This is a genomic window from Duganella sp. GW821-FHT01E12, assembly GCF_059422325.1.
The window spans coordinates 460,077-479,497 of the sequence record NZ_JBWKWR010000004.1 but is presented as its reverse complement, the minus strand read 5'-3'; the positions used below and the strand labels follow the sequence as shown (position 1 = coordinate 479,497).

The following is a 19,421-nucleotide window of genomic DNA, read 5'->3' as shown; positions in this document are numbered from 1 at the left end:
GGTGTGCTCCGGCCGGCTGGCCCTGGCGCCGCCCACCCCCACCGACGCGCCGTCCCTATGCCGCCCGGCCGCCGAACTGCGCGCCGAAGCGGCCGGCATCCTGGCCACGCTCACGCAAGCGATGATCGGCCCAGCCCCGGCCGGCCAGGCCGCGCCAAGCACCATCAGCGCCCGCCTCGCCCTCGCCTGGCGGCGCCCCGCGTCCGAAGACCTGCTGCGCCGCGCCCTGGTCCTGATGGCCGACCACGAACTGAACGCCTCCACCTTCGCCACCCGCGTCGCCGTCTCGACCGGCGCCTCGCTGTCGGCCGGCGTGCTGGCCGGCTTCACCACGCTGACCGGCCCGCTGCACGGCGGCGCCTCGGCCGAATTCGCGCAGCTGATCGCCGCCGCCCGCCTGCACGGCGCCGACCAGGCAGTCGCGCATTGGCTGGCCAGCGGCCGCCCGCTGCCCGCCTTCGGCCACAAGCTCTACGCGGAAGGCGACCCGCGCGCCCGCGCCCTGCTGAAGTTATTGCCGGAATTGCAGCCGCACGCCGCCCTGGCCGCCGCGGCCGAAGCGCAGGCGGGGGAATTGCCCAACATTGATTTCGCGCTGACCGCGCTGGCCACCGCCCATGAGCTGCCGGACGACGCGCCCTTCATGCTGTTCGCCCTGGGCCGCTGCGTCGGCTGGCTGGCGCATGCACTCGAACAAGTGCAAGCCCAGCGCCCGATACGCCCCCGGGCCCGCTACGTCGGGCCTAGCGCAGGAATTTGTTGACCGCGCTGGAGGTGATGGAATCGAGATTGAGGAACTGGTAGCCGATCTTGAAATGATCGCCACTGAAGATGCAATACGTAACCTTGGAGCGGCAGGTCAGCACCTGCGGCTTGCCGTCGATGAACAGCTCGAACGACAACTGTCCCATATGCCCGACCGCCAGCTTATGCTCGAAATTGAGCGACAACCCATGGGCACTGATATCGATGGTGCGCCCCTGCAGCGGCGGCATGCCGTCCATAGCCACCACCGCCTTGGCGCGCACGATCTTGCGCGCGACCGACCTTTGATCAACTAACACTATCCTGTTCCTTTGTGCGTATTCAGTTACTAATTGTTCAGTATTAACGATTACAACACATAACAATACAACGTTATTGGATTTCGCGCAGCTTATTGAAGGCATCGTCGATGCGATCGACCGCGATGATGGTCATGCCCTCGATCGGCTGCTTGGGCGCGTTGGCGGTCGGGATCATCGCCGTCGAGAAGCCCAGCTTGGCCGCCTCGCGCAGCCGCTCCTGCCCGCGCGGCGCCGGGCGGATCTCGCCGGCCAGCCCCACCTCGCCGAACACTACGAAGCCGCGCGGCAGCGGCTTGCTGCGCATCGACGAATTAATCGCCAGCAGCACCGCCAGGTCGGCCGCCGGCTCGGTGATCTTCACGCCGCCCACCGCGTTGATGAAAACATCCTGGTCGAAGGCCGCGATGCCGGCGTGCCGGTGCAGCACCGCCAGCAGCATCGCCAGCCTATTCTGCTCCAGACCCACCGACAGCCGGCGCGCGTTAGGCAGGTGGCTGGCGTCCACCAGCGCCTGGATTTCGACCAGCAAGGGACGCGTGCCCTCCTGCGTCACCATCACGCAGGAACCGGGCACCTGGTTGTCATGCTGGGACAGGAACAGCGCCGACGGATTCGACACGCCCTTCAAGCCCTTTTCCGTCATCGCGAACACGCCCAGCTCGTTGACCGCGCCGAAACGGTTCTTGATGGCCCGCACCAGGCGGAAGCTCGAATGGTTGTCGCCCTCGAAATACAGCACCGTGTCGACGATGTGCTCCAGCACGCGCGGGCCGGCCAGCGCGCCCTCCTTGGTCACATGGCCGACCAGGATGATGGTGACGCCGGTCTGCTTGGCCATGCGCGTCAGCTGGGCCGCGCATTCGCGCACCTGCGCCACCGAACCGGGCGCCGAACTGAGCGCGTCCGAATACACGGTCTGGATCGAGTCGATCACCGCCACTTCCGGCTTCAGGTCGGCCAGCGTGCCGAGGATCTTCTCCAGCTGGATCTCGGCCTGCAGCTTGAGGTCGCGGGCGTCGATGTTGAGCCGCTTGGCGCGCAGCGCGATCTGCGCGCCGGATTCCTCGCCGCTGACGTACAGCACCTTTTTCAGGTGCGACACATTGGCCAGCGCCTGCAACAGCAGGGTCGACTTGCCGATGCCGGGATCGCCGCCGATCAGCACCACGCCGCCCGCCACCAGGCCGCCGCCCAGCACGCGGTCGAACTCCTCGATGCCGGTGCCGAAGCGCGGCACGTCGATGGCGTCGATGTCGGCCAGCGACAGCACCGGCGCGGTCTGCGCCAGCGACAAATGCTGCGGCTGCGAGTAACGGTTGTTGCCGCCCGCCTCGATGACGGTCTCCACCATCGTGTTCCACTGCTGGCAGGAGGCGCACTGGCCGGTCCACTTGGTGGCCGTGCCGCCGCATTCGCTGCAGGTGTAGTTGGTTTTAGCCTTGGCCATCCGCTCAGCCTTCCAGCACCGGCACGCGCGGCGCCAGCGCGCACATCAGCTCGTAGCCGATGGTGCCGGCCGCCTCGGCCACCTCGTCGATGGGCATGCCGCGGCCCCACAGCGTGACCTTGCTGCCCACCCGCGCCGACGGCACATCGGTCAGGTCCACGGTCAGCATGTCCATCGACACCCGGCCCACCAGGCGGGTGCGCACGCCGTCCACCAGCGCCGGCGTGCCCATCGGCGCGCTGCGCGGATAGCCGTCCGCATAGCCGCAGGCGACCACGCCGATGGTCATCGGCCCCTCGGCCTGGAAGCGGCTGCCGTAGCCGACCACGTCGCCGGCCACGATGTGCTGGATGCCGATGATCTCGCTGCTCAGGGTCATGGTCGGCTCCAGGCCGAACGATGCGGCCGTGGCGCCGCCCGGCGAGCCGCCGTACAGCATGATGCCCGGACGGATCCAGTCGTTGCGCAGCGTTTTCTGGTGCATCAGCACGCCGGCCGAATTCGACAGGCTGCGCGCCCCGGCCAGCCCGGCCGTGCCCAGCTCGAAGCGGCGCACCTGCTCGGCGATCGGCAGCAATGGATGCTCGGCGTCGTCAGCGTTGGCGAAGTGGGTGATCATGGTGATGCTGCGCACGCAGGCCATCGCGCTCAGGCGCGCATGCGCGGCGGCGTAGGCGTCCGGCATGAAGCCGAGCCGGTTCATGCCGCTGTTCATTTTCAGATGCAGGTCAAATTTGACGCCGCGCTGCGCCAGCCCGGCCTGCGCCGCCTCCAGCCAGGCCAGCTGCTCGTTGCAATGCACGGCGGCCTGCAAATCGTAGCCGGCCATCGTGTGCAAGTCGGCCGGATCGAAGAAACCCTCCAATAACAGGATGGGCTTTTTCCAGCCCAGCTCGCGCAGCCGCACGGCGTAGTCGACCTCCACCAGCGCCAGCCCGTCGGCGTCGGCGAAGCCGCGCATCGCCCGCTCCAGCCCGTGGCCGTAGCCGTTGGCCTTGACCACGCCCCAGGCCTTGGCGCCCGGCGCCTGGGCCTTGGCGCAGGCCAGGTTATGCTTCATGGAATCAACATGGATGGTTGCAACGATCGGCCTAGGCATATGCAATGTGAGCGAAATATGGGAAGGCCGTATTTTACCGTGCGGCGGCTGATCCGCACGGCTCAATTCTTGGGGATACGAACAAAGCATGGTATAAAGCAAGCCAGATAAGTTTTCAGGCATCCCAGAATGAATCGTGGTTTCTATACCATCATGGCAGCGCAATTCTTTTCGTCATTGGCGGACAATGCGCTGCTCTTTGTCGCGATCGACCTGCTAGTCACCATGAAGTCCCCGGCGTGGATCACGCCGCTCCTGAAGCTCTCCTTTACGCTGTTTTACGTGCTGTTGGCTGCATTTGTCGGCGCTTTCGCCGATTCCATGCCCAAAGGCAAGGTCATGTTCATCTCCAACCTGATCAAGGTTGCCGGCTGTCTGCTGATCTTCGCCCACGTCCATCCGCTGCTCGCGTACGCGCTGGTGGGCTTCGGCGCCGCCGTGTATTCGCCCGCCAAATACGGCATCCTGACCGAATTACTTCCCGCAGAGAAACTTGTCGCCGCCAATGGCTGGGTTGAAGGCTTGACCGTGATGTCGATCATCTTCGGCACCGTCATGGGCGGCAAGCTGGTCGGCGGCCAGGTGTCGTCCTTCCTGCTGGGCTTTGACTTCCCGCTGATCGACACCGGCATCAACACCCCGCCCCAGGCGGCGCTGTGCGTGGTGGTCGGCATCTACATGCTGGCGGCGCTGTTCAACACCCGCATCCCGGACACCGGCTGCGTCTACGGCCACCAGGAACGCAACCCGGTCAAGCTGATCACCGACTTCGCCAACTGCTACGGCCTGCTGTGGAAAGACAAGCTGGGCCAGATTTCGCTGGCGGTCACCACGCTGTTCTGGGGCGCCGCGCAGACGCTGCAATTCATCGTGCTGGAGTGGGCCAACCGCACCCTCAAGCTGAGCTACGAGCAATCGACCAGCCTGGTCGGCGTGGTCGCCATCGGCGTGGCGCTGGGCGCGGTGCTGTCGGCGCGCTTCATCTCGCTGCGCAAGTCGCTGAACGTGATCCCGATGGGCATCGCCATGGGCGTCATCGTCATGAGCATGACCTTGGTGAAATCGGTGGCGCTGGCCTATCCGCTGCTGATCCTGGTCGGCCTGCTGGGCGGCTTCTTCCTGGTGCCGATGAACGCGCTGCTGCAGCACCGCGGCCACGTCTTGATGAGCGCGGGCCATTCGATCGCGGTGCAGAACTTCAACGAGAACCTGTCCATCCTGACCATGCTGGCCATGTATTCGCTGATGCTGCGCGGCCACCTGAACCTGGACGTGATCATCGTGCTGTTCGGCCTGTTCCTGGCCGGGACCATGTTCTTCATCATGCGCAAGCATGCGGCCAACCAGCGCGAGTTCGATTCGGTCGCGCTGATCGGCGAGCTGAAACACTGACAGTCCGTTACGCCGGCAGCGCCCCGTCGTGGCGGCGCTGCGCGGCTTGCGCGCGCCAATCGTCGGGCACCACGAAGCCCCGGCGCCGCTCCACCAACCACTCCCCTTGCTGTTCCAGCTCCGCCACCATCACCGGCGCGGACACCTGCGCCATGTGATCGCGCAGCGCGGCCAGCAGCTCGTCCTTGCTCATCGCGGTGGAATCGAGCTGCGCCTTCAACGGCGCCAGCCAGTGCAGGCGCGGCATGATGGCGTAGCGCTCGTCTGGCAAGCTGGCGGCCTGCTGCAGCGTGATCCAGAAGCCACTGCAGTGCGGTTGCGAGATGCCCGGCATCGGCGCCGCATCCTCGCCGCCCGGATAGAACAGCCAGCCCTTGACCAGCGCCTGCGCCCGCGCCACCGGCTGCGGCAGCAAGGGCTGCGCGGCGGGATGGCTGGCCAGCGACAGCTGCTTGTCGAAGATCTTGCGCATCTTGGCGCCCAGCGTGTCGGCCAGGTTGGGGCCGATCAGGCCGTTGAAGTCGGCGCCGGCGTCGCTGGCGTCGAGCAGGTAGAACTTGGTGGCGAATTCCAGGTGGACCAGGTCGTCGCCTTCGCGCAGCAGGAAGTCGAATTCGCCGACGGTGTCGTTGCGGCTGGCGCGCACTTGCAGGCCGTGCGCGACCAGTCGGCCATGCTCGGCGAAGTAGAAGGCCATCAGCTTTTCGGCGTACAGGCCCAGGCGCGAGTAGTGGCGGGGGCCCAGGGCGGCTTCCAACGGGATGGGGTCCTGCTCCAGCGCGGCCAGCCAGTCGGCCGTCTCCGGCGACACGGCGCCCAGTGTGGCGATGCGGCCTTGCCAGTGCGGCGAGGCCGGGTCCAGCAGGTCCGGCGCGTCCAGCAGCCAGGCCAGCGCCCGCACATGTGGACGTGTCAGGTGCCCCCAGCGTTGTTCGAAGCGGAGTTGATAGCTGTCCGCCGGCGCGTGTCCGGCGAGCGCCCCGGACGGGGACGGACTCGCCGGCGAGACGGGCGGCTGGCTAGTCACGGGCCGCCTTGGCCAGGCACAGGTCGCCCCAGGCCTTGGCCTTGTCCTCCGGCCGGCGCAGCAGGTCGTCCGGATGATAGGTGGCCACCACCGGCAGTTCGGACGCGCCGTAGCGCATCACCTTGCCGCGCGCGGCCGGGCCCATCATCAGGCCCTTGGCGGCGTACTGGCCGAAGGTCATGGCCATCGCCGCGCCGGTCAGCGCCAGCTCGCGCTCCAGGAACGGACGGCAGGCCAGCAGTTCCTCGCCGCTCGGTGCGCGGTCGGCGCCTTCGGCGTCGGAGGGACGGCACTTGACCAGGTTGGTGACATAGACGTCCGCCTCCGGCTTGAGCGCGATGGCCTTCAGCATATTGTCCAGCAGTTGCCCCGCTTCGCCGGCGATGGACTGGTTTTCCTTCTCGTCCAGGCGGGTCGGCGCGGCGGCGATGGCCATCCATGTGGCGTTGGCGGCGCCGCGGCCGTTGACGGCGTTGCGGCGCGTCTCGCACAGGTCGCAGCGGGTGCAGGTGGCGACGGCGGCTTTCAATTCGGTCCAGCCCATGGCGGCGATGGCCTCGTCGCTGACCGGCTCCGCGCGGGCAGGCGCGGGCGCCTCGTCGAACCAGGCGGTGGAGTCGTCGTCGGGCGCGACGGCTGCGTCGTCCAGCGCGGGGGACGGTGCGGGCGATGGCGCCATCGCGGCTGCAGGTGCCGGCTGTGGGGCCGGAGCAGCAACTGCCGCGTGAGCGGCCGCGGGCTGCGGCACCGGGGCCGCAGCTTCGGCGTGAGCCGGTGCGCGCTCCGGGACGGGGGCCGCGACGGCCGCCTGCACCGGCTGCGGCTCGACACTGCGCGCGGGCGGCGCTTCAGCCGGCACCGGCATGGTCTCCCCGGCCGCCACATCCTGCTCCACAAGCTCTCCGGCCGCTGGCGGATTACGCAATTTCCATTGCACGCCCACGCCCATCTCGTCGAGGAACACGGCACTCCGGGCCATCATAAACTGAACCGCATAACGATTGCGTCCTCGCGTTGCTGATTGGCGGCCGGATAGTAGCCCTTGCGCCGACCGATATGTTTAAATCCGTAGCGCTCATAAATCTCCAGCGCCCGCGTGTTCGATGGCCGCACCTCCAGCAACACCGACTCCATGCCCAGCCCGCGCGCGCAGGCCACGGCCTGGTTCAGCAGGAAGCGCCCCAGGCCCTGCCCCTGCTTCTCCGCCGACACCGCCACGTTGAGCAAATGCGCCTCGTCGACGATCGCCATCAGCAGGAAATAGCCCAGCAAGTCGCCCTGCTGATCGCGCAGCACCCACGCCTCGTAATTGCTGTTGAGCGAATCGACGAAGTTGGCCATGCTCCAGGGATGCGGATAAACGCTCTCCTCCAGCGCCACCACATCGGGCAAATCGGCCTGCTGCATCGGTTCATAATTGAGCCGCGCCAGATCCCACACCTGCTTCATGCGCCACCTTCGGCAGCCTTGGCGGCCGCCATGTCGCGCCGTTCGGCCTGGGTGTAGGCGATCTTGTTCCGCAAATACAGCGGCTGCGCCTCGGCCGCCGTCACCGTCCGGCCGGCCGCCAGTGCGACGGCCGCCAGTTGTGCGACCTGCTCCGCATGCGGCATCACCTCGGCGAAGCCGCCGCCGGCGAACGCCCCGGCATAGGCCGACAAGCCATTGCCGCAAGCGACAGGCGCGCCCTGCGGCTGCACGCCCTCGGGCGCCGACAGCGCGGGCGGCAGCACCGGCACCGGCGCCGCGCCGTCCGCGAAGCGGTACTGCGCCCAGTACACCTCGCCCATGCGCGCATCGAGCACCGCCAGCACTTCACCGGCGCCGTGGCACTGATGGCAGGCCAGCGCCATCGCGTCGAGCGTGACCACCGGCACCACCGGCAGCTTGCCGCCGAAGGCCAGGCCCTGCGCGATCCCGCAGGCGGTACGCACGCCGGTGAACGAGCCGGGGCCGGAGCCGAAGGCGATGGCGTCGCAGTCTTTCAAGGCGATACCGGCTTCGGCCAGCAGCTCCTGTATCATCGGCAGCACCGATTGCGAATGGGTGCGCACGCCCGAGGACACGCGGCTGATGACGCTCTCGCCGCGCAGCAGCGCGACGGAGGCCAGTTCGGAGGAGGTTTCAATGGCAAGAATAATAGGCATGGCGTATTTTAACCCGCCGGGCTGGCAGGCGCGACCCCGCGCGGGGATGTAGAATACGCCCGTTAGGCGCAGAGGCCGCCGTCAGCCGACAATTACCATGCACAGTTTGACCCTGAATTCCGACAATCGCGAACAGATCGCCGCCGCCCTGGCCGGCGACCGCTGGATCGTGGCCTGCCTGTGCGCGGCCTGGTGCGGCACCTGCGCGTCCTACCGCGCCACGTTCGAGGAGGTGGCTGCGCGCCACCCGGACAAGCTGTTCATCTGGATCGACATCGAAGACCATGCCGACGTGGTGGGCGATCTCGACGTGGAGAACTTCCCCACCCTGCTGATCCAGCACCACGAACTGGTGGCCTTCTTCGGCACCATGCTGCCCGACGGCGCGCTGGCGCACCGGCTGGTGCTAGCCAAGTCCGCGCTCGGCGACGCCGAGCTGGCCGAACTGGCCGTCAGCAGCGAAGAACGCCGCCAATGGCAAGCCGACTGCAACCTGCGCACCTTGATGCGCAACGCGCTGGCCTGAGCCAGGGCTAGACCTTGGCCGCGAGGCGCTGGCATCCCTCCAGGCTGCGCTTCGGGTTAGGCCCCCACTTCGACGCGTCAACCTGCGGGCCCAATTCCTCCAGCAGCCTGCGCAACGTCTCCTGGTCCTTGGCCAAGCAAGCCATATAAGCGTAATAATTGCGGCGCGTGGGGCTGTCGGGGTAACGCGCCATCATGTCTTCATAACTGCGCTTCATGGTCGGCCAATCGGCCGCGCTGGCCTCAAACAGCGCGTGACCATACTGCTCTTCGGCCGCGTAGGAATACAGGCGCGCATACATGCCGGTGCCGTACGTGGCCTTGGTGCTTTCCGTCACCTTGCGGATATATTGGTCCAGCAGCTTTGCGCTGCCGCCCCACTTGGGTAGCAAGGTTTTCACTACCCGGAAGTACAAACCGACATCCTCGGGATTGCGCTTCAAGCCTTCCTCGGCGATGGCCCGCTGTTGCGCGGGACTCCAGTCCAGGCCCATGCCGATCTCCACCAGCGCTTCGTACGCATAACTGTCGGTCAGGGCAACATCGGCATGGTCCGCCAGATATTTGGCCGCGCGCTGCAGATACGACTGAAAATCCTCCCACGCCTGTGGCGGCACCTCATGGATAAAGCCGTTGCCGCGATACGACCATGCGTGGGACGTCAGCACCTCCGCGTGCAGCACATGCGCCAGCGCCGATCGCGGGTATTCGCCGGCCCATTGCAGGGTCAATGCCTCCAGCTCCCGCAGATACGCCTCGCGGTCGGCCTCGCCGGAGCCGATCACCCGGTTCAGTCCGGTGCGAAACAGCTCAATCTCCGACGTGCCATCGGAGGTAATGTGGCCGGGCTGCCTGAGCAAGGCGTTCTGTTTTTCCAGCGCGGCAAAATCGCCCCACCAGAACGTGTGCTCGGCCTCGACGGTGATCGGCGACACGGCGGTATCGGCCAAGGCCGGCGCGACAGCGCAGCAGGCCAGGGCCCAGATCGCCCACGGCATCACGCATCTTGACGAAAATTTCATTGCCCACCCCCAGTCGTCTTATCGGCCGCAGGATCGTTCGGCAAGGACCACACCAGCTGGAACACGAACGGCTCGGCGCCGCGCCGTTGGTCATAACGGTAGCCGCCCAGCGCATATTTCACGGCCGCCGCGTCGAAGACGTTTTCGAAGGCCACGGGGCGCACGCCACGGACGCCTGGCACGTCGATCTTGCGGCCGGCGACACTGGCCTGCACGGGCTTGCCGGTGGAATCCAGCCGCGCGCGCATGATGGTCGTGCCAGTGACAGAGAAACGGGCGGCGATGGTCGGATAGGCGCCCGCTCCCGGCGCCGGCTTGCCATCCGGCGGCGCGCGCTCGGCGTCATTGCCGAAACGGTCGGCGGCGTTGATCAATGTGCCGTAGCGAAAAGCGTTCAGCGCCGCCGCTGGCGTCGCGCCCTGCCGCAGGCTCACCTGCAACCACCACTGCTGCAGCGCGCACTTCAACTGCGGATGCAGCTCCTCGAAGCTCTTCTTTTCGACCAGTATGGCCTGCGCCAGCACCGGTGACAACGCCTGCACAGGACGCTCGCCGGCCAATGCAACCCGCTTGCGCCACTGCGCACCGGCGTCCTGCGGCAGCGGATCGGGCCAGGCCGGGACATCCGCCCTCGCCTGCCCCCAACGGCCAAGCAAGCCCCGCTCCGTCGCCAGCGCCGCCGCGCGCTGGCCAGCCGGCATCGCCTGGATACGCACGATGCGCGCGGCGAAATCGGTGTAGCGGTAGTCGCCGGCGACAAAACATACACGCGGCGATAATCGCAGCACCGCCAAGGTCGCGCGCTCGTAGTCGGCATCGCCCGGATCGATCTGCCACAATGCCAGTTCATTCAGCATCCGGGCCCATACGGCGAAGGGCACCTGGGAGTATCCGGCGGCCTTGCCCGCCGCGGCCGTGGTTTGGGCCTGGCGCTCCTCCGCCAGCCAGAGCGGGAACAATTGGTCGATGCGGGCTATGTGGGCCGCGCTGATCTCGTCGGCCGCCGAGCGCAATGCCGGGTCGAGCTTCAAGTCCTTGTCCAGCGCAAACGAACGCAGCAAAGCGGAATGCAGTCCCTTGATAATTTCCGCATTCTCCGCCTCGTCTGTCGTGGCGGCGGAGGCAAGCGTCGAAACCAAGGCAACAATCAAGAGGGGAAACCGGCGCACGCTGAGCATGGACTTAAGCTGGTAATAAAAATGGCAACTATACGCGCTTCAACTGTCCGACATCTACGCAGATTGTCACAACCGGCGTATCCATGAGCGCCGCCACCGTGTCCCGGTCCACGCCCATGCCCATGCCGCATCGTCAGACGCTGTCGGACGCCACCGGCAGCGCCTCGGCCTTCCAGCGCAGCATGCCGCCGGCCAGATTGGCGACCTGCGTGAAGCCAGCCTTGGCCAGCAGCACGCTGGCCTGCGCCGAGCGCACGCCCGAGCGGCACACCGCCACCACCGGCCGGCTCTTATCCAGTTCGTCCACGCGGTCCATCAACTGCGACAGCGGCACCAGCCGCGCGCCTTGCAGATGCCCCAGCTGATCGATGAACTCCGGCGCCTCGCGCACATCGACGATCTGCACCTCGGCCGCGTGCTCCAGCAGCGCCATCGGCTCGATCTCCCACACGCCGCTGAAGCGCAGCGTCAACGGCGCCCAGGCCGGCGTGTCCGGCGGCGGCACGTTGCCCTCCGGCTGGCCGCAGCGCATATTGGCCGGCACCGCCACCGCGATCAGCTTCGGATGCGGCAGGTGCAGGTTGTTCATATGCCCGGCGAAGTCGCCCTCGTCGACGTCGCCGCCCAGGCGCGGATTGAAGCGGCGCTCCTCGGCCACGCTGGTCACGGTGATGCCGCGATAATCATGCGCCGGATACAGCAGGCAGGTCTCGGGCAGCGACAGGATCTGCCCGCGCACCGAGGCGAACAACTGCTGCGGACTGCCCTGCTGGAAATCGGTGCGGCCGCAGCCGCGTATCAGCAGGCTGTCGCCGGTGAAGGCCATGCTCTCGTCGTCCAGCACAAAGGTCAGGCAGCCGTTGGTGTGGCCGGGCGTGGCGCGCACGGTCAGGTGGCGGCTGCCGAAGTCGATGCGGTCGCCATGGCGCAGCGGCCGGTCGACCAGCTGCGCGCCCGCCGCTTCCGCCAGCGCGATGCGGCTGCCGCAGCACTGATGCAGGCGCCAGGCGCCGGTGACGTGGTCGGCGTGGACGTGGGTGTCGAGCGTGGCCAGCAGGCGCAAGCCCAACTCCTTCAGCAACGCCAGGTCGCGCGGTACCTGCTCGTAGACCGGATCGATCAGCAGCGCCTCGCCGCCGTCGCCCAGCAGGTAGGTGTAGGTGGAGGAAGTCGGATCGAAAAGTTGGCGAAAAATCATAATGACTGAGCTCTAAAAAGGTGATTCAAGCCGTCGCCGGGGTCAGACTTGCCCCCACGGCACCGTCGAGGGGTTGCGCGGCGTGGCGTCTTCGTGGAACAGGTCGGCCAGGTATTCGCATAACTCATGCTCCTCCAGCTCCCCGGGAACGATAAAGTCGGCCGGACGGCGCTTGCCCTCCGTGCCCAGATAGTATGCGCGCCACGCGCCCTTGGCGCCAGCGATGGCGACCAGCGTCCCGAACACGTTGAAGCGGAACTGCCTCATAGCGTCAGCGGCAGGCTGCGCAGGCGCTTGCCGGTCAGTTTGAACACGGCGTTGGCGACCGCCGGCGCGATCGGCGGCGTGGCCGGCTCGCCCATGCCTTCGGGATGTTCGGCGCTCGGCATGATGATGGTCTCCACCTCGGGCGCCTGGTTGATGCGCACCACCGGATAGTCGTGGAAGCTGGTCTGCTCGACCTTGCCGTCCTTGATCGTCACCGCGCCGAACAGGGCCGCCGACAGCCCGAACACCACCGCCGATTCCGCCTGCTGGGCGATGATGTTGGGATTGACGGCGATGCCGCAATCGACCGCGCACACCACGCGATGCACGCGGATCTCCGTGCCCTCCACCGACACTTCGGCCACCTGGGCGACGATGGTGCCGAACGACTGGTGCAGCGCCACGCCATGCGCGCGCCCCGCCGGCGCGGCGCCGGCCCGGGCCACCGCCGCATCCAGCACCGCCAGATGGCGCGGGTGGCGCTTGAGCAGGCCACGGCGGAACTCCACGCCGTCCTTGCCGGCCGCGTGCGCCAGCTCGTCGATGAAGCTCTCTTTGAAAAACGCGTTGTGCGAATGCCCGACCGAACGCCAATACCCCAGCGGCACCGGGCTGTCGACGATCACGTGCCGGATGCGCTGGTTCGGGAATTCATACTGCATATCGAACTCGCCCTCGACCGTGGTCTTGTCAGGCCCGCCGGCCGGCAGGCCGAGGTTACGCTTGAAGAACTGCTGCGACACCGAACCGCTGGCCGACTTGTTGTCGTAGCCCAGCACATTGCCCGCCGCGTCCAGGCTGGCGCTGAAGCGCGCCAGCGCCGCCGGGCGGTACACGTCGTGGGTGGTGTCGTCCTCGCGCGACCAGATCATCTGCACCGGCAGGCCGCCGGTCTGCCTGGCCACCGCCACCACCTGCGCCACCATGTCCACATCCAGCCGGCGCCCGAAGCCGCCGCCCAGCATCGTCACTTCCAGCACCACCTTGTCCGCCGGGACGCCGGCCGCTTTCGCCGCCGCCTCCACCGCGAAACCGGGCGACTGCGTCGGCGCCCACAGGTACACATAGCCGTCCTTGACCTGCGCCGTGCAGTTGACCGGCTCCATCGCCGCGTGCGCCAGGTAGGGCGCGCGATATTCCGCCGTCACGGTGCGGGCGGCGCCGGCGGCCTTGCCCTCCACCGCATCCATGTCGCCGGACTTGTAGTAGGCATGGCCGGACTCCGTGTCCAGCTTGGCCGCGAACTCCGCGTAGATGGCGGCGCTCGACAGCTTGGCGTGATCGCCCTCGGACCACTGCACCGGCAGCGCCAGCGCGGCCTGCCTGGCCTGCCACCAGCTCCTGGCCACCACCGCCACACCGGCGCCGGCGCCGGTCCTGCCCGGCAGCGCGCCGGAAAAATCGACCACGCGCAGCACGCCGGGCATCTTCAGCACCGCGTCGGCGTTGACGCTGGCGACCCTGCCGCCGATCTCCGGCGACATCCGCACGGCCGCATACACCATGCCCTTGGGCCGCACGTCCAGGCCATACACCGCCGCGCCGTTCACCTTGGACGGCGTGTCGCGGCGCGGCTGCGGACGGCCGATCAGCTTGAAATCCCGGGGCGACTTCAGGCGGATCTCGCCCGGCTTGGAGGTGGCGGCGGCCACCGCCAGCGCGCCATACGCCAGGCGCCGGCCGTCCGCATGGATGACGAAACCTTCCTCGGTGCGGCAATCCTCCACGCGCGCCTTCCACTGCGCGGCAGCGGCGGCGACCAGCATCGCGCGCGCGGCGGCGCCGGCTTCGCGCATCGGCTGCCACGCGTCCTTCACACTGGACGAGCCGCCGGTGATGATCAGCCCCAGCTCGCGCGCCACCTTGCCGACGGTCCAGCTGACCACTGCCTTCAAGTCGCCGTTGTCGTCCGGGTGGAAGGGCAGGCCGTCCTTGAGCATGGCGATGTTGCCGTAGATTTTATCGGCCGGCGCCTGCACCAGCCGCACCGCCGACAGCGGCACGTCCATCTCCTCGGCCACCAGCATCGGCAGGGCCGTGTGCACGCCCTGCCCCATCTCGCTGCGCGCCATGACCACGTTCACCATGCCGTCCGGCGCCACCGCCACCCAGCCGTTGAGCTCCACCGCGTTGCCGACCACCGGCATCGGATGCGACGCGTGCAGGCGCTGCCTCGGCGGCAACGCGCCCCAGCCGACCACCAGCGCGCCGGCCGCGGCCACGCCGCCAAGAATAAAGCGTCGGCGTCGTTTGGACTGTGGCTGCATTGCGGTCTCCCTCGGTTTGATTATTGGTGCCAGCGCGCCAGCATGTCGTCGGCGGCGACCGGCTTGCTGTAGAAATAGCCCTGCGCCAGATGGCAGCCGTGCCGCAGCAGGAAGGCCGCCTGCTCCTCGGTTTCGACGCCCTCGGCGATCACGGACAGGTTCATGCTCTTGCCCAGCTGGATGATGGCGATGGCGATCGCCTCGTCGTTGACGTCGGTCGAGATGTCCTTGATGAAGGAGCGGTCGATCTTCAGCGTCTGCACCGGCAGCTGCTTCAGGTAGGCCAGCGACGAGTAGCCGGTGCCGAAATCGTCGATCGCCAGGCCCACGCCGATCGAGTGCAGGTCGTTGATGAAGACCATGGCGTCGCCGGTGTTCATGATCACCGATTCCGTCACCTCCAGCTGCAGGCGCTCCGGCGCCAGGCCGGTTTCCTGCAGGATGTCGGCCACCATGTTGACGATGCTGCCGCGCTCGAACTGCTTGGCCGACAGGTTGACCGCGATCTTCGGCACATGCAGGCCGGCTTCCTGCCAGCGCATCATCTGCCGGCAGGCCTCGTGCAGCACCCACTTGCCCAGCTGGTTGATGAAGCCCGTGTCCTCGGCCAGCGGGATGAAGCGGATCGGCGGCACCAGGCCCAATTCCGGATGGTTCCAGCGCACCAGCGCCTCGACGCCGACCAGGCGGCCGGTGTCGATCTCCACCTGCGGCTGATAATTGAGGAAGATCTCGTCCTTCTCGATCGAGCGGCGCAGGAAGGTCTCCAGCCGCAGGCGCTCGACGCCCTCGCCCGTCATCGACGGCGTGTAGAAGCTGTAGCCGTTGCGCCCGCGCGCCTTGGCCTGGTACATCGCCACGTCGGCGTTCCGGATCAGCATGTTCAGGTCGGCCGCGTCCTCCGGGAACACACTGATGCCGACGCTGCAGGTGACGAACAGCTCGTGCCCGGCCACCATGAAGGGCTGCTCGAACATCTGCACCAGCTTCTCGGCCACCAGGCTGGCGCCGAACTGGTTCTCGATATTCTCCAGCAGCACGATGAATTCGTCGCCGCCCAGGCGCGCCAGCGTGTCGCCCTCGCGCAGTCGCTCGTGCAGCGCCTTGGCGACCTGCTTGAGCAGCTCGTCGCCGATGTGGTGGCCCAGCGTGTCGTTGACGTTCTTGAAGCGGTCCAGGTCGATGAACAGCAGCGCCAGCTGCTCGCCGTCGCGCGAGGCGCGCTGCAGCGCGTGCTGCAGGCGGTCGTGGAACAGCAGCCGGTTCGGCAGCGCCGTCAGCGGGTCGTGGTGGGCCAGGTGGTCCAGCTTTTCCTGCGATTCCTTGGCCTTGGTGATGTCGCTGAACACGCCGACGTAGTGGGTGGCCTCGCCGCGCGTGTCGCGCACCGCGCTCACCGTCAGCCACTCCAGATACAGCTCGCCGTTCTTGCGCTGGTTCCAGATCTCGCCGCGCCAGAAGCCCTTCTCCACCTGCTCCTGCCACATGTCCGCGTAGAACTCGGTGGTGTGGCGGCCGGAGCGCGTCAGCGTGTGGTCGCGGCCGACCGCCTCGGCCTCGGTGTAGCCGGTGATCTGGGTGAAGGCCGGGTTGACGGCGACGATGGTGCCGTGCGCGTCGAGCACCACCACGCCGTCGGCGATGTGCTCGATCACGGTGGCCGACAGGCGCAGCTTCTCCTCGGCCTCCTTGCGCGCGGTGATGTCGGCGTACACCCAGATGCTGCCCTCGTTGGCGCGCTTGCTGTCGAGCGCGCAGCCGCTGACCATGCACCAGAACAGGCTGCCGTCCTTGCGGCGGTAGTGGCGCTCCTCGTTGAAGTAGTCGCCCTCCGACAGCGACGGGTACTGGCGCGCGCCGGCCGATTCGAAGTCGAAGGAATTGGGGAACACGATCGCGGTCGAGGCGCCGGTCATCGCGCCCGGCTCGTAGCCGAACAGCTCCTCGCAGCGGCGGTTGACCGAGACGATCTGGCGGTTGCGCACGAACATCACGCCGAACATCACGTTGTCCAGGATGGCGCTCTGCTCGGCCAGCAGCGCCTCGATGCGCATCTCGTTGTGCTTGCGCAGGCTGATGTCGGAGATGATGCCGTCCACCCAGGGCGCGTTGCCCTCGCCGTCGTGCGGCTGCGGCTGGCCGTTCTCGGCCACCCAGCGCTCGGTGCCGGAGGCGTCCAGGATGCGGTACTCGACCTCGTACGGCTGGGCGCCGCGGATCGCCTCGGAGACGGCGCGGCGCTGCTTCTTGCGGTCTTCCGGCGCGATCAGGTTGGTCCACGAGTGGGTGGTGCTGCGCATGAACTGGGCGGCGGAATAGCCGGAGATTTCCTCGATGGCGTCGGAGACGAAATCGATCGGGCCGTCGGGGCGGAAGCGGAACACCGCGCCCGGCACCTGGGTGACGATGGTGCGGAAGCGCTCCTCGCGCTGGCCGATGTCCTCGAACAGGCGCTTGATCGCCACCCGCATCTGCTCCAGCTGGCTGGCCAGGCGGCCCAGCTCGTCGCTGCCGGCCAGGTCGAGCCGGGTCTCGAAGTCGCCGTGCGACAGGCGGTCGGAGAAGCGCATCAGCTTGCGCAGCGGCTTGATCAAACGGGAATTGAGGAACAACACGATCAGCAGCAGCGACACCATCAGCTGCCCGGCCAGCACGAACACGTAGGACAGCTGCTTCTCGCGCAGCTCCTGCTGGCTGCGGGCGTCGTCCATCTCGACCGTGATGCGGCCGATGCGCTCGCCGCGCACCAGGATCTCGCGCTCGGCGCGGAACACGTTGCCGGCCGCCTGGCGCGGCGAATGCACGCTCATGAACTGGGTGTCGGCCTGGCCGACCACCTCGACCTGCAGCACCGAGCGGTCGCGCATCACCGATTCGACCAGCGAATGGGCCGACTCGGCGTTCATATTCCACAGCGATTCCTGCATGCCCAGCGCCAGGATGTCGGCGTTGCGCTGCAGCGATTCGTTCAGCGCCACGCGCGCCGACTGCTGCTCGTGCACGCCGATCAGCAGATAGCTGCCGATGATGGCCGGGATCACCAGGCCGCCGAACACCACCAGCAACAGCGCACCATAGATCGAGAGACCGTACAGGGCGCTGAGCCGGGTACGCAGCCGTTGATAAAGGGTGCTAATCATGCACCGGTACGCCGTCTTGATAAGTTTGCATCATGTGTGTAATTGGGTGGTCGCGCAAACTTTAGGGTTACTTACTGGAATTATGCACGGAAACTGGCGAAAAAGTCATGCTCCCAGCAAAAATCCCACAGGCAGGCTATCATCGCGACTCCATTCAACAGAGGGCTCCGCCATGACCACATTCTCCATGTACTCCGCCTCCATCCCCGTGTTCAAACAGATCCTGAACAGTCTGCTGGCCATCCTCGACAAAGCCGAAACCCACGCGGCCGAGAAAAAGATCGATCCCAACGCGCTGCTGCAGTACCGCCTGTTCCCGGACATGCTGCCGTTCACCCGCCAGATCCAGATCGCCTGCGACTTCTCGAAAGGCGCCGCCGCGCGCCTGGGCGGCCTGGACGTGCCGTCGTACGAGGACAGCGAAACCAGCTTCGCCGAACTGAAGGCGCGCATCGCCAAGACCCTGGCCTACATCGACAGCGTGCCGGCCAGCGCCATCGAAGGCAGCGAAACGCGCGCCATCACCACCGGCAGCGGCGAGAAGACCAAGCACTTCACCGGCCAGACCTATCTGTTCCACTATGCGCTGCCGCACTTCTTCTTCCACGCCACCACCGCCTACGACATCCTGCGCCACAACGGCCTGGAGATCGGCAAGAAGGACTTCATCGGCAGCTTTTAATCAGCTGTTGCGGCGCGGGTAGCCCTGCGCCAGGATGCGCTGCCACACCAGCTCCTTCTGCTCGGCGCTCATCGACACCCAGTGCGCCACCTCGACCACCGACCTGCCGCAGCCGCGGCAGATCTCGTCGAAGGTGGTCGAGCACACCGCCACGCAGGGCGTGTCCGGCCGTACCGGCAGGTCGGCCATCATTTCACCTGCATCAGCTTGTCCCAGCCGTCGTGGCCCAGGGCGCGCAGCGTCTCGATGTTCTTTTCAAAGATGTCGCCCGCCTCGGGGAAGGCTTCCACCGCGCGCTCCACGCTGTCCTCGCGCAGCAGGTGCAGCGTCGGATACGGCGAGCGGTTGGTGTAGTTCTCGATGTCGTTCGGGTGGGTGTCGGCGAACTGGTAGTCCGGGTGGAAGCTGGCCACCTGCAGGATGCCGTCCAGCTCCACGTCCTCCAGCGCGGCGTCGGCCACGTCCAGGAACTCGTTGAAGTCCTCGAAGTCGGCCAGCACGTTCGGATGGATCAGCATGGTCGTGTCGACCTTGTCCGGCGAGGCCTCGGCCAGGTATTCCAGCTCTTCCAGCAGCTGGGCCAGCAGCGCCTCCGGGGTGTCGGCGTCGCTGACCACGTAGCGGATCTGCTGTTTCACATGCACGGCCTTGGCAAACGGACACAGGTTCAGGCCGATGACGGCCTTCTCCACCCAATTGACGGTCTCGGCGACGACGGCGTCGTGATCGATGGCGGGGCTACTCATAATTCAATTCCTTGATGACTGCTTAAATACAGAATTGTACGCACTCTTTGCGCGAACTCATACTTCCGCGATTTTGCCGCCATCTGCCGCCTATTTACCCGGAACGATTGCATAAAAGAATTCGTCATCCTGCTGACATATTTCTTGACTCGACCCGGCGACCTTCGTACACTCCACGTTTATTCATAGTCCGCTCGATGTTGCTCGTCGATAACAA

General features: G+C 66.8%; 19 protein-coding genes. 4 read left to right on the top strand and 15 right to left on the bottom strand.

Annotated elements, in window-relative coordinates; genetic code table 11:
- Position 1 precedes the first annotated feature (1 nt).
- Positions 2-763, top strand: coding sequence for a citrate/2-methylcitrate synthase (locus AC07WS_RS15455; protein WP_494729938.1), 762 nt, complete (start codon positions 2-4; stop codon positions 761-763).
- On the opposite strand, the gene AC07WS_RS15450 is transcribed toward AC07WS_RS15455, so the two are convergent.
- From AC07WS_RS15450 to alr, 3 genes are all read right to left on the bottom strand, one after another.
- Positions 744-1,064, bottom strand: a complete 321-nt coding sequence (locus tag AC07WS_RS15450; RefSeq protein WP_494729937.1) for a PilZ domain-containing protein — start codon at positions 1,062-1,064, stop codon at positions 744-746. The genes AC07WS_RS15455 and AC07WS_RS15450 overlap by 20 nt on opposite strands.
- Before the next feature lie 73 nt (positions 1,065-1,137).
- Positions 1,138-2,514, bottom strand: a complete 1,377-nt coding sequence (gene radA / locus AC07WS_RS15445) for a DNA repair protein RadA (protein WP_161100215.1) — start codon at positions 2,512-2,514, stop codon at positions 1,138-1,140.
- 4 nt (positions 2,515-2,518) lie between these two features.
- Positions 2,519-3,613: an alanine racemase gene (gene alr / locus AC07WS_RS15440; protein WP_494729936.1), complete on the bottom strand. Its 1,095-nt coding sequence runs from the start codon at positions 3,611-3,613 to the stop codon at positions 2,519-2,521.
- Positions 3,614-3,742: 129 nt separating this feature from the next.
- Between alr and lplT the strand changes: the two genes are divergently transcribed.
- Positions 3,743-5,005, top strand: a complete 1,263-nt coding sequence (gene lplT / locus AC07WS_RS15435) for a lysophospholipid transporter LplT (RefSeq protein WP_494729935.1) — start codon at positions 3,743-3,745, stop codon at positions 5,003-5,005.
- A 7-nt stretch (positions 5,006-5,012) separates the two neighbouring features.
- On the opposite strand, the gene AC07WS_RS15430 is transcribed toward lplT, so the two are convergent.
- The 4 genes from AC07WS_RS15430 to tsaB are packed head-to-tail and all read right to left on the bottom strand — an operon-like array spanning position 5,013 to position 8,179.
- Entirely contained in the window at positions 5,013-6,032 is a 1,020-nt protein-coding gene (locus AC07WS_RS15430; protein ID WP_494729934.1) for a DUF1853 family protein, read from the bottom strand.
- On the bottom strand, positions 6,025-7,014 hold the full coding sequence (locus AC07WS_RS15425; RefSeq protein WP_494729933.1) for a uracil-DNA glycosylase: 990 nt from the start codon (positions 7,012-7,014) through the stop codon (positions 6,025-6,027). Before AC07WS_RS15425 ends, AC07WS_RS15430 begins: the two co-directional genes overlap by 8 nt.
- Positions 7,011-7,481: a ribosomal protein S18-alanine N-acetyltransferase gene (rimI, locus tag AC07WS_RS15420; protein WP_494729932.1), complete on the bottom strand. Its 471-nt coding sequence runs from the start codon at positions 7,479-7,481 to the stop codon at positions 7,011-7,013. The genes AC07WS_RS15425 and rimI overlap by 4 nt, the downstream gene beginning before the upstream one ends.
- On the bottom strand, positions 7,478-8,179 hold the full coding sequence (gene tsaB / locus AC07WS_RS15415) for a tRNA (adenosine(37)-N6)-threonylcarbamoyltransferase complex dimerization subunit type 1 TsaB (protein WP_494729931.1): 702 nt from the start codon (positions 8,177-8,179) through the stop codon (positions 7,478-7,480). Before tsaB ends, rimI begins: the two co-directional genes overlap by 4 nt.
- A gap of 97 nt (positions 8,180-8,276) precedes the next feature.
- Here tsaB and AC07WS_RS15410 point away from each other — a divergent pair, with 97 nt between their 5' ends.
- Positions 8,277-8,705 carry a thioredoxin family protein gene (locus AC07WS_RS15410; protein ID WP_494729930.1) on the top strand — a complete coding sequence of 143 codons (429 nt, stop codon included), beginning with the start codon at positions 8,277-8,279 and terminating at the stop codon, positions 8,703-8,705.
- A gap of 7 nt (positions 8,706-8,712) precedes the next feature.
- Here the strand turns inward: AC07WS_RS15410 and AC07WS_RS15405 are convergent, their stop codons facing one another.
- From AC07WS_RS15405 to AC07WS_RS15380, 6 genes are all read right to left on the bottom strand, one after another.
- Positions 8,713-9,702, bottom strand: a complete 990-nt coding sequence (locus tag AC07WS_RS15405) for a DUF4034 domain-containing protein (protein ID WP_494729929.1) — start codon at positions 9,700-9,702, stop codon at positions 8,713-8,715.
- 20 nt (positions 9,703-9,722) lie between these two features.
- Positions 9,723-10,904 carry a hypothetical protein gene (locus AC07WS_RS15400; RefSeq protein WP_494729928.1) on the bottom strand — a complete coding sequence of 394 codons (1,182 nt, stop codon included), beginning with the start codon at positions 10,902-10,904 and terminating at the stop codon, positions 9,723-9,725.
- 133 nt (positions 10,905-11,037) lie between these two features.
- Complete coding sequence (locus AC07WS_RS15395) at positions 11,038-12,102, bottom strand: rhodanese-like domain-containing protein (RefSeq protein WP_494729927.1); 1,065 nt, start codon at positions 12,100-12,102, stop codon at positions 11,038-11,040.
- Between the two features lie 42 nt (positions 12,103-12,144).
- Positions 12,145-12,369, bottom strand: a complete 225-nt coding sequence (locus AC07WS_RS15390; RefSeq protein ID WP_494729926.1) for a DUF7661 family protein — start codon at positions 12,367-12,369, stop codon at positions 12,145-12,147.
- The gene (locus tag AC07WS_RS15385; protein ID WP_494729925.1) at positions 12,366-14,636 is read right to left on the bottom strand and encodes a xanthine dehydrogenase family protein molybdopterin-binding subunit; all 2,271 of its coding nucleotides are present in this window, start codon (positions 14,634-14,636) and stop codon (positions 12,366-12,368) included. The genes AC07WS_RS15390 and AC07WS_RS15385 overlap by 4 nt, the downstream gene beginning before the upstream one ends.
- Positions 14,637-14,656: 20 nt before the next feature.
- Positions 14,657-17,776, bottom strand: a complete 3,120-nt coding sequence (locus tag AC07WS_RS15380) for an EAL domain-containing protein (RefSeq protein WP_494729924.1) — start codon at positions 17,774-17,776, stop codon at positions 14,657-14,659.
- A gap of 172 nt (positions 17,777-17,948) precedes the next feature.
- On the opposite strand from AC07WS_RS15380, the gene AC07WS_RS15375 reads away from it, so the two are divergent.
- The gene (locus tag AC07WS_RS15375; protein WP_494729923.1) at positions 17,949-18,458 is read left to right on the top strand and encodes a DUF1993 domain-containing protein; all 510 of its coding nucleotides are present in this window, start codon (positions 17,949-17,951) and stop codon (positions 18,456-18,458) included.
- Here the strand turns inward: AC07WS_RS15375 and AC07WS_RS15370 are convergent, their stop codons facing one another.
- Together AC07WS_RS15370 and AC07WS_RS15365 are read right to left on the bottom strand one after the other, a co-directional pair.
- Entirely contained in the window at positions 18,459-18,650 is a 192-nt protein-coding gene (locus tag AC07WS_RS15370; protein ID WP_494729922.1) for a DUF1289 domain-containing protein, read from the bottom strand.
- Complete coding sequence (locus tag AC07WS_RS15365) at positions 18,647-19,204, bottom strand: DUF1415 domain-containing protein (RefSeq protein WP_494729921.1); 558 nt, start codon at positions 19,202-19,204, stop codon at positions 18,647-18,649. The genes AC07WS_RS15370 and AC07WS_RS15365 overlap by 4 nt, the downstream gene beginning before the upstream one ends.
- Between the last annotated feature and the right edge of the window lie 217 nt (positions 19,205-19,421).

Excerpts from the sequence above, each read along its gene's own strand:
- radA (WP_161100215.1), bottom strand. The coding sequence starts at position 2,514 with ATGGCCAAGGCTAAAACCAACTACACCTGCAGCGAATGCGGCGGCACG.
- AC07WS_RS15385 (WP_494729925.1), bottom strand. The coding sequence starts at position 14,636 with ATGCAGCCACAGTCCAAACGACGCCGACGCTTTATTCTTGGCGGCGTG.
- AC07WS_RS15390 (WP_494729926.1), bottom strand. The coding sequence starts at position 12,369 with ATGAGGCAGTTCCGCTTCAACGTGTTCGGGACGCTGGTCGCCATCGCT.
- AC07WS_RS15375 (WP_494729923.1), top strand. The coding sequence starts at position 17,949 with ATGACCACATTCTCCATGTACTCCGCCTCCATCCCCGTGTTCAAACAG.
- AC07WS_RS15425 (WP_494729933.1), bottom strand. The coding sequence starts at position 7,014 with ATGATGGCCCGGAGTGCCGTGTTCCTCGACGAGATGGGCGTGGGCGTG.
- AC07WS_RS15405 (WP_494729929.1), bottom strand. The coding sequence starts at position 9,702 with ATGCCGTGGGCGATCTGGGCCCTGGCCTGCTGCGCTGTCGCGCCGGCC.
- rimI (WP_494729932.1), bottom strand. The coding sequence starts at position 7,481 with ATGAAGCAGGTGTGGGATCTGGCGCGGCTCAATTATGAACCGATGCAG.
- lplT (WP_494729935.1), top strand. The coding sequence starts at position 3,743 with ATGAATCGTGGTTTCTATACCATCATGGCAGCGCAATTCTTTTCGTCA.
- tsaB (WP_494729931.1), bottom strand. The coding sequence starts at position 8,179 with ATGCCTATTATTCTTGCCATTGAAACCTCCTCCGAACTGGCCTCCGTC.
- AC07WS_RS15410 (WP_494729930.1), top strand. The coding sequence starts at position 8,277 with ATGCACAGTTTGACCCTGAATTCCGACAATCGCGAACAGATCGCCGCC.
- AC07WS_RS15370 (WP_494729922.1), bottom strand. The coding sequence starts at position 18,650 with ATGATGGCCGACCTGCCGGTACGGCCGGACACGCCCTGCGTGGCGGTG.
- alr (WP_494729936.1), bottom strand. The coding sequence starts at position 3,613 with ATGCCTAGGCCGATCGTTGCAACCATCCATGTTGATTCCATGAAGCAT.
- AC07WS_RS15400 (WP_494729928.1), bottom strand. The coding sequence starts at position 10,904 with ATGCTCAGCGTGCGCCGGTTTCCCCTCTTGATTGTTGCCTTGGTTTCG.
- AC07WS_RS15395 (WP_494729927.1), bottom strand. The coding sequence starts at position 12,102 with ATGATTTTTCGCCAACTTTTCGATCCGACTTCCTCCACCTACACCTAC.
- AC07WS_RS15380 (WP_494729924.1), bottom strand. The coding sequence starts at position 17,776 with ATGATTAGCACCCTTTATCAACGGCTGCGTACCCGGCTCAGCGCCCTG.
- AC07WS_RS15365 (WP_494729921.1), bottom strand. The coding sequence starts at position 19,204 with ATGAGTAGCCCCGCCATCGATCACGACGCCGTCGTCGCCGAGACCGTC.